A 12345-nucleotide genomic window follows, 5' to 3' on the forward strand; every position below is an offset into this window, starting at 1 on the left:
GTTCCCGACCACAAAAAAAAGGGAGCCCGCGAACGGGCTCCCCTCACCTTCCTCATGCAGCGCGTACCGGCTCATAGCCGTGCAGGTGCGCCTCGCTGCTCGCCCGCCCCTGGCTGAGCGAACGCAGCGACGTGGTGTAACCCACCAGCTGCGCCAGCGGCGCAAAGCCACTGACCTCGGCGCGACCGTCCTGGTCGTCGATGCGGGCAATGCGACCATGGCGACGGTTGAGGTCGCCCACCACATCACCCACCGACGCTGATGGCGAATGCACCGTCACCGCCATCACCGGTTCCAGCAGCTGCGTGCCACCCTCGGCCAGCGCCGCCTTGATCGCCTCGGCACCCGCACGATGGAACGCCATCTCCGACGAGTCCTTGGCATGGGTCTGGCCATCGACAAGACTGACCTCGATACCGACCACCGGATGACCCTGCGGCCCTTCCGACAGTGCGGCACGCACGCCCTTTTCCACCGCCGCGATGAAGCTGCGCGGCACCACGCCACCGACGATGCGATCGTTGAACACGATCTGGTCGTCCTCACGCGGCGCCACGTCCAGCACCACGTGCGCGAACTGGCCCTGGCCGCCGGTCTGCTTGACCAGCCGCCCGACGACGCCCGTCATCGCACGCATCGGCGTCTCCTGGTAGGCCACGCGCGGCGAGCCCACGCCCACGTCCACCTTCCATTCGCTGCGCAGGCGTTCGACCATCACCTCCAGGTGCAGCTCGCCCATGCCCCAGACCAGGGTTTCCGCCGTATCGCGATCGGTTTCGACGCGGAACGACGGATCTTCCTGGGCCAGGCTGGCCAGTCCCTGCGCCATCCGGATCAGGTCAGCCGCACGCGCCGGCTCCAGCCGCCAGGCCAGCACCGGCGCCTGTGCCTGGATGTTCTCCAGGCGCAGCGGCTGCGCACGGCCGCTCAGCGTCTCGCCACTGACCGCATCCTTCCAGCCCAGTACCGCGACGATGTCACCGGCCACGGCCTGTTCGATGTCGTGGGTCTGGTCGGCCTGCACGCGAACCAGGCGGCTGACGCGCCGCCCTTGCGGATGCTGCGAACTGGCCACGGCGTCGCCCACCTTCAAGGTGCCCGAGTACAGCCGCACGAAGCTCAGCGCGCCGTGCTGCTGGTGGGTGATCTTGAACAGCAGGCCCGCCAGCGGACCGTCCGGATCCGGCGGCAGCACCACCTCGCCACCTTCGCTCTCGGTGCTCACCGCAGGGCGATCCAGCGGCGACGGCAGGTAATCGACCACGGCGTCCAGCAGCGTTTCGATGCCCTTGTCCTTGAACGCAGCACCGGCCAGCACAGGCACGCCCGCACCTGCCAGCGTCGCCCGACGGATCGCCGCACGCAGCGTCCCGGCATCGATCACGCGCCCTTCCAGCCAGGCATCGGCCAGTTGCTCGTCGTGATCAGCCACGGCTTCGACCAGCGCATCGCGCTGTGCCTGCCACTGGGCGCGCACCGCGTCGTCCCACGGGGTCATCGTGGTTGCGGCGCCATCCTGCCACTGCAGCACGCGCTCATCGACCAGATCGACCCAGCCGTTGAAGCCGCTTTCGCTGCCCAACGGCACGCCCAGTGCCCACGGCCGCGCCCGCAGCTTGTCCTGCAGTTGCTCCAGCACGCGCTCGAACGAAGCGCCAACGCGGTCCATCTTGTTGACGAAAGCGATCAGCGGCACGCGATGGCGGCGCGCCTGGCGCCACACCGTCTCGGACTGCGGCTGCACGCCGTCCACGGCCGAGAACACGGCCACGGCACCGTCGAGCACGCGCAGTGAACGTTCGACTTCGATCGCGAAATCGATGTGACCGGGGGTGTCGATCAGGGTCAGCCGATGCGGCGGCAGGTCACGCGGTGCCCATTGCGCCTGCACGGCGGCAGCGCCGATGGTGATGCCACGCTCGCGCTCGATCGCCGAAAAGTCGGTGGTCGCATTGCCGTCGTGCACTTCGCCGACGCGGTGGATCTCGCCGCTTTTCCACAGCAGGCGTTCGGTCAGCGTGGTTTTGCCGGCATCGATGTGGGCAATGATGCCGAGGTTGCGACGGCGGGAAAGGACTTGGGTGTTCATGAGAAAGGTTCCTGCAAAGCCAACTTCGGGGGCCGCGCACCCCGGTTGGCGACAGGGTGCGCGGCTAGCGTTCGGTCTCGGCGATCTGGTGCATGGCACGTTCTCCTTGCGGTACATCGGGTTACGGGAAATGGAACTGCGGAAACGAAAAGAGCGCCCCGAAGGGCGCTCTGTCGAAGGTCCAGCGATGGCCGTCTCAACGGCCTCGTGGGGCTCCAGGCAGACACGCCCGTTCCGCGCTTGCGCGGGTCAGGGTGAAAAACTTCAGGAGCGGCATCGGGTTCATGGGGCGCATTCTAGACCTACCAATCTGGCGCGCAAGTGAATATTGAGCACATAAATGGAACGATGAGGCCGGCAACGATAGGGGTCAGATCCCTTTGCCCCTGGCAAAGGGATCTGACCCCTGGCGGCCCTTACTTGCAGCCGTGCAGCTTGCGCGCCTCGGCCACCGTCGCAGCCCGGTCATCGCCCATCGAGATCCAGCCCTGCAGCGACATCGCCGGATCCACATGCGGCTGGCGCGCGCCACCGCGCACCACCACTTCGGTCCAGCTGCCCACCGGCGCCAGTTCGGACAAGCGTGCCGCCTGGTCGTCCTCGGTGCTGAACATATCGTCCGGGCCCGCCGGAGGCGTGGTATTCACGGTTTCTGTCTTGCGGGTCCGGACCCGAAGTGCACCGTCCGGCAACCGCTGGGTGATCACCTCGTATCGCTCAACACCATAGGCCCAGCTGTTTTCGCCAACGCTGCGGGTCTCGCTACCGTCACCGGCCACGGATACCAGTTCGCCTGCCGGCCCGACAACGCCCGCGACAGCCCCCAGGCCGGACATCAGCGCCTGATAGACGATCATCTGCCGCTGCTCGGCGGTCAACGCTCCGGCCTTGAGCTTGGCGGCAGGAATCTTCAGGTAAGCCGTCTCCCTGCACAGTACCAGCACCTGCTGGTCGTCCCAGCTCACGGACATTTCCTCGTTGGCGAAGTACTGCGTCTTCATCGACGTCACAGCGGCACCGTCGCCACTGGAATGCCGGGTCTCGATCAGCGAGGCGTGCTCGGCCGCATTGGCCAGCGAAACCTGGGAGGTCGACGCTGCATTGGCAGCGCACACCGAAGCAACCATCGCGGCAAGCAGCATGCCGCGCGTAACGGTACGGATCATGGCATCAGTCCATTGAAGAAAATGAAGCAACCATGATACCCGGAGCAACCTGACGGCCTTCGCTCAGGTCACCACCACCAGCGGCACCCCACGTCGTGGATGCTCCAGCACCACCACATCCTGCTGGTACACGCGCTGAAGATTGTCTTCGGTCAGCACCTGCAATGGCGTGCCATCGGCCGCCACCCTGCCCTGTTCCAGCAGCACGATGCGATCGGCATAGCCCGCGGCCAGATTGAGGTCGTGCAGCACCACGATCACGCACGCACCGGCTTCGGCACAGGCACGCACACTGCGCAGCGTGCGCTCCTGGTGGCGCAGATCCAGCGCGGCCGTCGGCTCATCAAGCAACAACAGCGGCGTGTCCTGCGCCAGCACGCGCGCGAACGTGGTGCGAGCCGATTCGCCACCGGACAGCTGCTGCACCTCGCGCAGGCGCAGCGCCTGCAGTTCGGCTGCATCGATCGCCGCTTCCACCCGGGCATCGTCCGTGACCGGGTCCGGCGGATGCGGCAAACGCCCCATCGCCACCACTTCTTCCACGCTGAAGGCAAAGCGCACGCCGTGCTCCTGTGGCATCACCGCGCGCTCGCGCGCCAGTGGTCCGGCCTTGTAGCTGGCCAGCGGATTGCCCAACAGGCTCACCTCGCCCGCATCGGCGCGCAGGTCACCGGCAGCCACCGCCAACAGCGTGGATTTGCCCGCGCCATTCGGTCCAACCAGGGCGGTCACCGTACCCGGCTCGAACGCCAGCGAGATGCCATGCAGGATCTCGCGCTGCTGGCGGCGCACCACCACCTCGTGCAGTTTCAGCAGCACGCTCATGGGGCCGCCTTGCGGCGCTGCTGCAGCACCAGCCAGAGGAAGAACGGTGCGCCCAGCGCGGCCGAGAACAAGCCCAGCGGAATCTCCGCGGGCGGATCGAGCGTGCGTGCGGCGGTGTCGGCCACCACGATCAGCAGCGCACCGAGCAGGCCGGACAACGGCAGCAGCCAGCGATGCCCGGGGCCGACCAACAGGCGCGCCACGTGCGGCACCACCAGGCCAACGAAGCTGATCGAGCCGGCAAAGGCCACCGCCGCGCCCACCAGCAGCGCACTGAACGCCACCAGGCGACGCCGCGTGCGGGTGACATCCAGCCCGAGGTGCTGTGCCTGGCGCTCCCCCAGCGCCAGCATGTCCAGCGGCGTGGCCAGTCGCTGCAATGCGAACACGCCAATCGCAAACAACGGCACCACCGCAGCCACGTCGGCCCAGTTGGCGCGCGCGAGCGAGCCCATCTGCCAGAACACCAGCGACTGCAGTTCGCTTTCGCTGGCGATGTAAGTGAGGAAACCAATCAGCGCCGAGCAGAACGCGGCCATCGCGATACCGACCAGCAGCAGCGTGGCGTTACCCGTGCCCTTGCCAGGCCGGGCCAACGCATACGTCAGGCCGATCGCCAGCGCACCGCCGACGAACGCGGCCACCGGCACCAGCCAGCCCGCCGCACCGGCGGCGCCCAGCACGATGGCGGCCACCGCACCCAGTGCAGCACCCTGGCTGACACCGACGATGCCGGGGTCGGCCAGCGGGTTACCGAACAGGCCCTGCAGGCTGGCACCGGCCATCGCCAGCGACGCACCGACCATCGCGCCCAGCAGGGCACGCGGAATACGCAGCTGCCAGACCACCGCCAGATCACGGCTGCTGACTGCCAGCGGATCCAGCAGGCCCAGCTTCACCGCCAGCGCCTGCATCACCTCCAGCGGCGGCAGCCGCAGCGGGCCCACAGCGAACGACGCCAGCACTGCCCCCAGCAGTGCCAGCAACGCCACCAGCAACATCGTCCGCCCGCGACGGCGGCGCCGATCCGCCGGACTCATGCCTTCGGCATCGCCGCCAGGGCCTTGGCCAGCGCCAGCGCGCCAGCACCGGAACCGACACTGGTGTACTTCAGCTGCACATCCGGCATCACCCAGACCCGATTGGCCTGCCCGGCCGGGGTCTGCCTCAGCGTCGGGTACGCCTTCCACAGGCCTTCGGCACCACCGAACAACTGCAGGTCATGCTCGGTCACCAGGATCACCTCCGGTGCCGCGGCAACCACGCCTTCATTGCTCAGCTGCGAGTAGTTCTTCACCCCGGCCTCGGTGCCGATGTTGACGCCGCCAGCCAGTGCGATCAGCTGCGCCGATGCGCTGTCGGCACCGGCAACAGTTGGCGAGCCACCGGCACCGGTGGCCGACACGTGGATCACTCGTGGCGCATGTCCCAGGCCCTTGCCAATCGCTGCAGCCTCGTCGAGCTGGCGCTGCACCTGCGTGGCAAGCGCCTGCCCTGCCTCGGCCAGCCCTAGTGCGGCGGCAACCTTGCGCACCTTATCCGGGGCCGGCTGCAGGTCATCGATGACCACGGCCGGCTCGCCCACTTCGCGCAGCTTCCTGGCCAGCTCGGTGTGGCGGCGCAGGCTGTTGCCGAGGAACAGCGAGCCCTGCAGGCTCAGCACGCCCTCCACGCCGGTAGTGCGGTTGAACAGGAACTGATGCGGGGCGGCCAGGCCGGCCTGGGTGGTGGTGTTGGTCGGTGCCGCGAACACCTGCGTGCCCAGGCCCAGTGCCTCGATCACCGCGATGACGTCGTCGCCACCGGCAATGACGCGGCTGGTATCGGCCACCTCGATATCGGCGCCGTCATCGGAATGCACCTTGGCCGGCAGCACCGCCTTCTGGTCATGCACCGTCGGCATCTCGGCGCCGGCCACGCGCTGCCAGCCTGCCGGCAACGCGGTTGCCGCAGCGGCCGTTGCAGTGGGCGGCTCGGCGGCCTTCTGGCCATCAGGCGGCGTCGACGCACCGCCACAGGCGGCCAGCGCCAGCGAAACAGCCAACGGAAGCGCACACAGGCGCAGACGGGACGCGATGTTCATGGACGTTCTCCTTGCTGGCAGGGCGACGCGCACGCCGCCCTGCCCTGTGACTTACTGCTTCGGGGTGATACGGGTGATGCGGTCACCCTTCGGGTCTTCAGCGCCACGCGACTTGTTCACCGCGAACACGTTGCCCTTGCCATCGGCACGGACGTGGTTCGGCAGCGTACCGCCATCGAGGTTGGCGACCACCTTGCCGTGGCCGTTCACCACGGTGACCGTGCCAGCGCCACGGTTGCTGACGTAGGCCAGGCCGGAGGCATCATCGAAGGCGACGTTCAGCGCGCCGGCGCCGACCGGCACGTCATGCAGTACCTTGCCGGCAGCCACGTCGACGATCAGCAGGTTGTCAGTGCCCTGCGAGGCCACGTACAGGCGGTTGCGTGCCGCGTCGAAGGCCACGCCCGAGGCACTGATCGAATTGCCCAGGTCGATGACCTTGTCGACCTTGCCGCTGGCCACATCGATCACTGCCGCTTCCGGGGTGCCGATACTGACGGTGAACAGCTTGCCGGCCTTCTCGTCCAGCACCAGGCTCATCGGGGTGAACTTGCCGTCATCCACGCCGGATTCCAGCGTCACCTGCGGCAGCTCCTTGAACGTCTTCGCATCGAACACCGACAAATGGTCCTCACCCGTGGCCGACGCGAACACCTTGCCGTGGGTGCCGTCGACCACTACGTCGCGCGCGTGCGGCACGGTGTCGACCGGGAACTGGTGGACCAGCGACAGGTCCTTCTGGCGGTAGACCGCGATCGAGTTCTGGCGGGTATTGGTCACCCACACATTGCCGTTGGTGTCATCCACGCCCACACCGTAGACCGCATAGACCGCGCCATTGGTGCTGCCCGGCACCTGCGCCGGGGTGATCGCCTTGGTCACCTTCAGGGTCTTCGGGTCCAGCTTCAGCAGCTGCGACTGGGTCACCGGCGGACGGCCCACGGCCGAGGTGACGAACACCGCGTTGCTGGCGGCGCTGTAGGCGGACTGGTACAGGCCCGGCACCAGCTTGTTGGACTGGGTGGCGAACTGCGCCTGGCCGGACAGCGGCAGCTGCGGCGACACGCGCAGCTTCAGTACCGTGGCCGCAGCCGGCTGACTGGCGCGCACCACCACCGGGTGGGTGCCCGGCACCGCATCGGCCGGAATGCTCAGCTGGGTCTTGAAGTTGCCATCAGCATCGACCACCACCGGCTGTGCGTTGAGCACGCTGTCGCCACGCAGCAGGCTGACCTTCTGGCCCGGCACGAAGCCACGGCCGACCACGTCGGCGGTGCTGCCGGGAACCACGTTCTCACCGCGCGAGACGACCTCACCCTTGAAGGTGGCGTTGGCCGGCTGATCGAACACCGGCTGCGCGGTGGCGGTCACCGCGAGCAAAAGGCCGGCGGCGAGAGAGGTGAGACGGAAAGACGGACGGAACGACATGGAAGGCTCCTTGCACACGTAGGCCGCGCCACGTGGCGCGGGATTCATCGGTTGCCTGGGCCGCTGCACATCGGCAGCCTCGCCTGGGTAGTGGGGTCGCACGGCATCGCGTGCGAAGGGATTCACTCGGCGGCGTTGTCACCACCCGTGGGGACACCGTCACCGGCGCTGCGGTCGGTCACGCCATACAGTTCATGCAGCGCGGCATGGAACGAGGCCGGCAGCATCGGGCCGTGTCCCAGCCCCGGGAACTCGCGGTACTGCACGCTCAGGCCCGGCACCTTGGTCAACCGTTCGGACAACTGCATCGCCGCATCCGGGGTGGCGCCACCGATGCGGCGCAGGTGCGCGACCACGCGCGGATTGTTCATGTCGCGCTTGCCACGATCACCGACGCGCTCGGCGCCGCCCAGCATCAGCCAGAGCTTTGCCGGCTGGCCGTGCACGTTCTGCACGAACTGCTGTTCCGGATCACCCAGCGCCGCGCCCTGGCTCCACCACAGCGACGGGCTGGCCGCCAGGTAGGACTGGAAGGCGGCGGGACGGGTGTACAGCGCATTGAGCACGAACAGGCCGCCCAGCGAGTGACCCCACAGCGCTTGCTGCTGCGCATCGATGCGTGCGCGGCGCTCGACTTCCGGCTTGATGCGGCGCTCGATCACATCCAGGAAGGCCGCGGCACCACCACCGACCGCCTGGGTTGTACCGCTCTCGTCGTCGGCACGGTCGATCCACGCGGTGTAGTCGCGGGTGCGCGCCTTGGAATCGATGCGCAGGTCGTTGTCGTAGCCGATCAGCACCAGCACCGGCGGCGCCTTGCGCGCGGCCAGCTCGGCCAGCAACGGCTGATCCAGGATCATGGCCACGGCGTTGCCGTCCAGTGCGTACAACACCGGGGAGGGTGTCTTGCCGGCCTTGGCCGGGATTGCCAGGTTCACCCGCCAACGGCGCTGCCGGTCCGGGCTGTCCACCACGAAATGCTCGAAGCGGTAGCTGGCCGCCGGCTCGTCGAGCACGGTGTGGCCGATCTTCTGCAGCGGATTGCGCTGCTGTGCATAGGCATACGGGGTAGCCAGGAGCAGACCCATCATCAAGGCGGCCAAGCCGCGGGCCAGCAGACCACGGCGCGAAGGCGGGACGAAATGCTTCATCAGCGGCGGCAGAAGCGGCCCAGGGCCGCCGGTTCACAAGGGACCGCAGTCTACCTTAAACGCGAATGATTATCACATCGATCGAACGTCACACTGTGTATCATGCGCGGGAGATCGGGGCCGTCAGCGCATGTCTCTCTCGGTAATAGCATCAGTCCCGCGGCGGATACGGACAACGCTGCCCGCAGCGGACATAACGGACGTGGATCGGCCACCACGGCCCCGCTTCTTCGGGGATGCTGGCCCAGGGTGCATTCCCTCTCGCGACCCAGAATACGGCCTCGATGAATTGCCGATAGGCGTCGCCCCGGTTGTCCACGCGTGCGCGCAACGCGTGCGGCAGGAGGCGTTTGACCTCGCTCCATTGCAGTTCGCTCATGCGGCTGCTCGCAAGCGGCTGTAGTTTCATGATTGGGACAGGCAGGAAGGACTGCAGCGGCCCCACGGCCGGCAGTGCGTGCGCTTTGCGGCGGGTCACCCTATGTGAAGATCGCGGTAAGGCTCAATTGCGCCCGTCTCATTTATTCTCAATCTGGCAGCTGCCCGGATCTGTTGGCCCCCTTCGGGAGTCGCATTTGGCGCCCCTGCAGCCAACTGAGGGGCCTCGGCGCAAAAGGCAGGCTGGATTCGCGCCACAGGCATACGGCAAGCTAGGCGGTATCAAGACAACAGGGACTGTCACAGCGTGTACGCCATTTGCCGCAGCCTTGCCCGAAAAGGGCTCGACACGATTCGCCCGCACGTCTTCCCCGTCAGCATCCCGACCAGCGAGAGGCCAGCCTGCAACATCTGCGGCTTCCGCCTGCGAGCATCCCGCGAGGCCATCGCCGAGAGGGAAACCCGCAGTTGTATTGGCTGCGGATCCACCCTGCGCTTCCGTGCCCTCATGGCAGCCCTGCAGTCGGAAACGGACGAAGGGCAGGAGATCCGCCCGCTTGAGCGGATCCCCAGGCGCGGACAGATCAAGGGAATCGGCATGACCGACGCCCATATCTACGCCAATGCCCTGCGGCGCAAGTTCGATTACATCAACACCTACTTCCACAAGCGCCCCATGCTGGACATCCGGCACCCGGCCGCACACTACCTGGGAAAATATGACTTTGTTGTCAGCTCCGATGTGCTGGAACACGTGGATGGGCCCTGCGAGCGCACGCTCGGAAACCTGCGGGCATTGCTGAAGCCGGGCGGGCTTCTCGTACTTTCCGTTCCGTACGGCTTTCACGACGTCACGATCGAGCACTTCCCGGAGCTCAACGACTACCGGATCGAAGGCAAGGGTGCGGATCGGACCCTTGTGAACATCACCCTGGACGGCAGGGAACAGCGATTCTCCAACTTGTGCTTCCATGGCGGTGACGGCTCGACCCTGGAACTGAGGATCTTTTCGTATCCCCATCTGGTGCGACTGCTGGAGGAAGCAGGCTTTGTCGACGTCAAGCTGCACCACAGCCAGTACCCGCAATGGGGCATCATCCACGAGAGCCCGCTGGGGCTGCCCATAACGGCGCGCGCGGCATAGCGCTGGCAGCAGCTCGAAAACAACGAAGCCGGCGCTATGCCGGCTTCGTTCACCTGTTCCGTAGCGTCGGGCCGTGTGCGACTCACGCAGTGTCAGGGCCCGGACGGCACCGGACCATACACATTCTCCTGCGGCGTGCCCGGCAGCAGCGAGAAGATCATGATCACGATCCCGCCGCCCGGCACCAGCGCCAGCAGGAACAGCCAGCCCGACTGGTTGCAGTCATGCAGGCGGCGCACGGTCACCGCGATCAGTGGCACGATCGTGACCAGCCACATCACACACAGCAGCACCACCATGCCGATCAGGATGCCGGCCAGCGCATCGGCACTGTTGCGCAGGAGGATCGCCAGCACACCGGTCAGCAGCATCACTGCCGTTGCGACCAGGAACAGGAACAACTGGTACATCCAGTACTCGCGGCGATTGGCGCGGCCCTCGAACTGTGCGTAGCGCTTCAACGGCAGAATCATTTCCTGCACGGCATCGATCCTTGAAAAAGTAGCCGCGCAGTGTGCCAAATGCACGCGCGCAGGACAATGTGGCGACGAACCATGCTCGGCTGCCATTACTCCTGTAGAGCCGAGCCATGCTCGGCTGCTGTTCCAGATGGCACCCGTAACCGGCGCAGGAGCGAAGTCGAGCATGGCTCGACTCTACAGAAGCCGGGTCAGCGGCCCTTCGCGGCCCGCGCGGCCTCGCGCTCGGCGCGCAACCGGTCCAGCTTTTCCTTCAGCTTGATTTCCAGGCCACGCGGCACCGGGTTGTAGTACACGCGCTCGCCCATCGCATCCGGGAAACCGGTCTGGTCCAGCGCGATGCCGCCTTCGGCGTCGTGGTCGTACTGGTACTCGGCGCCGTAGCCGAGCTCCTTCATCAGCTTGGTCGGCGCATTGCGCAGGTGCAGTGGCACTTCTTCGGTGCCGCTTTCGCGCACGTCGGCCTTGGCCTGGTTGAACGCGGCGTAGCCCGCATTCGACTTGGCGGTGCTGGCCAGGTACAGCACCAGCTGGGCGAAGGCGAGCTCGCCTTCCGGGCTGCCCAAGCGTTCGTAGATGTCCCAGGCCTCCAGCGCCATGCTCTGTGCGCGCGGATCGGCCAGGCCGATGTCCTCGATGGCCATGCGGGTCAGCCGACGCGCCAGGTAAGACGGATCGCAGCCTCCATCGAGCATGCGGGTCAGCCAGTACAGCGCGGCATCAGGATTGGAGCTGCGTACCGACTTGTGCAGCGCCGAGATCTGGTCATAGAACTGCTCCCCGCCCTTGTCGAAACGGCGGGTGCGGTCGGCCAGCACCTGGGTCAGGGTCTGCGGCGTGATGCGGCCACCCTCCCCGCCCGCCAGCTCGGCGGCAATTTCCAGCAACGTCAGCGCACGGCGCACATCACCATCGGCAGCGGTAGCGATTTCCAGCAGCAGTTCCGGCGCGACCTCGATGCCCTCTTCGCCCAAGCCCCGCTCGCGGTCACCCAGTGCACGTTCCAGCGCCTCGACGATATCGGTTGGCGAAACCGCTTCCAGCACATGCACGCGGCAACGCGACAGCAGCGCGGAGTTCAGTTCGAACGACGGATTCTCGGTGGTGGCACCGACGAACAGGATCGTGCCGCGTTCAATGTGCGGCAGGAACGCATCCTGCTGCGCCTTGTTGAAGCGATGCACCTCGTCCACGAACAGCACGGTGCGACGGCCTTCGGCGAAGCGCTGAGCGGCCTCGGCCAGCACCTGGCGCACCTCCGGCAGGCCGGACAGCACCGCGGAGATGGCACGGAATTCAGCGTCGGAGTACTCGGCCAGCAGCAGCGCCAGCGTGGTCTTGCCGCAGCCCGGCGGCCCCCACAGGATCATCGAATGCACGCGCCCGGATTCGACGGCGCGGCGCAGCGCACTGTCCGGCGCCAGCAGGCGTTTCTGCCCGACCATTTCGTCGAGGGTGCGCGGGCGCATGCGCTCGGCCAGCGGGCGCATGTGTTCCCGATCGACGCTCAGTAGATCGGGGCTAGGGAAGGAAGTGGAGCGATGTCTTGGCACGCGGCCATTGTACCGCGCCGGGTGACCACGATTCCGTTAGTGCCGGCCG

General features: G+C 66.8%; 11 protein-coding genes. 1 reads left to right on the top strand and 10 read right to left on the bottom strand.

Going from position 1 to position 12345, the window contains the following annotated elements; translation table 11 throughout:
* Positions 1-52: 52 nt before the first annotated feature.
* The 8 genes from fusA to N5D45_RS02065 all read right to left on the bottom strand — a co-directional run bounded on the left by fusA (position 53) and on the right by N5D45_RS02065 (position 9121).
* Entirely contained in the window at positions 53-2089 is a 2037-nt protein-coding gene (gene fusA, locus N5D45_RS02030; protein WP_228355322.1) for an elongation factor G, read from the bottom strand.
* Between the two features lie 416 nt (positions 2090-2505).
* Entirely contained in the window at positions 2506-3255 is a 750-nt protein-coding gene (locus tag N5D45_RS02035) for a hypothetical protein (RefSeq protein ID WP_228355321.1), read from the bottom strand.
* 63 nt (positions 3256-3318) lie between these two features.
* Positions 3319-4080: a heme ABC transporter ATP-binding protein gene (locus N5D45_RS02040; protein ID WP_049409838.1), complete on the bottom strand. Its 762-nt coding sequence runs from the start codon at positions 4078-4080 to the stop codon at positions 3319-3321.
* The gene (locus N5D45_RS02045; RefSeq protein WP_228355320.1) at positions 4077-5120 is read right to left on the bottom strand and encodes an iron ABC transporter permease; all 1044 of its coding nucleotides are present in this window, start codon (positions 5118-5120) and stop codon (positions 4077-4079) included. The genes N5D45_RS02040 and N5D45_RS02045 overlap by 4 nt, the downstream gene beginning before the upstream one ends.
* The gene (locus tag N5D45_RS02050) at positions 5117-6163 is read right to left on the bottom strand and encodes an ABC transporter substrate-binding protein (protein WP_228355319.1); all 1047 of its coding nucleotides are present in this window, start codon (positions 6161-6163) and stop codon (positions 5117-5119) included. The genes N5D45_RS02045 and N5D45_RS02050 overlap by 4 nt, the downstream gene beginning before the upstream one ends.
* Positions 6164-6214: 51 nt before the next feature.
* Entirely contained in the window at positions 6215-7591 is a 1377-nt protein-coding gene (locus N5D45_RS02055; protein WP_164192000.1) for a YncE family protein, read from the bottom strand.
* Between the two features lie 122 nt (positions 7592-7713).
* Positions 7714-8742, bottom strand: a complete 1029-nt coding sequence (locus N5D45_RS02060; RefSeq protein ID WP_164192003.1) for an alpha/beta hydrolase-fold protein — start codon at positions 8740-8742, stop codon at positions 7714-7716.
* A 151-nt stretch (positions 8743-8893) separates the two neighbouring features.
* Complete coding sequence (locus N5D45_RS02065) at positions 8894-9121, bottom strand: transposase (protein WP_164192006.1); 228 nt, start codon at positions 9119-9121, stop codon at positions 8894-8896.
* 306 nt (positions 9122-9427) lie between these two features.
* Here N5D45_RS02065 and N5D45_RS02070 point away from each other — a divergent pair, with 306 nt between their 5' ends.
* Positions 9428-10264 carry a methyltransferase domain-containing protein gene (locus N5D45_RS02070; RefSeq protein WP_164192009.1) on the top strand — a complete coding sequence of 279 codons (837 nt, stop codon included), beginning with the start codon at positions 9428-9430 and terminating at the stop codon, positions 10262-10264.
* A gap of 92 nt (positions 10265-10356) precedes the next feature.
* Here N5D45_RS02070 and N5D45_RS02075 read toward each other — a convergent pair whose 3' ends face one another.
* Complete coding sequence (locus N5D45_RS02075; protein WP_164192012.1) at positions 10357-10746, bottom strand: DUF805 domain-containing protein; 390 nt, start codon at positions 10744-10746, stop codon at positions 10357-10359.
* A gap of 188 nt (positions 10747-10934) precedes the next feature.
* A complete protein-coding gene (locus N5D45_RS02080; RefSeq protein WP_228355318.1) occupies positions 10935-12233 on the bottom strand; it encodes a replication-associated recombination protein A in 1299 nt (432 codons plus the stop codon).
* Positions 12234-12345: the final 112 nt, after the last annotated feature.

The organism is Stenotrophomonas sp. GD03819 (assembly GCF_029841665.1).
In the GTDB taxonomy this organism is placed as follows: Bacteria; Pseudomonadota; Gammaproteobacteria; order Xanthomonadales; family Xanthomonadaceae; genus Stenotrophomonas; species Stenotrophomonas geniculata.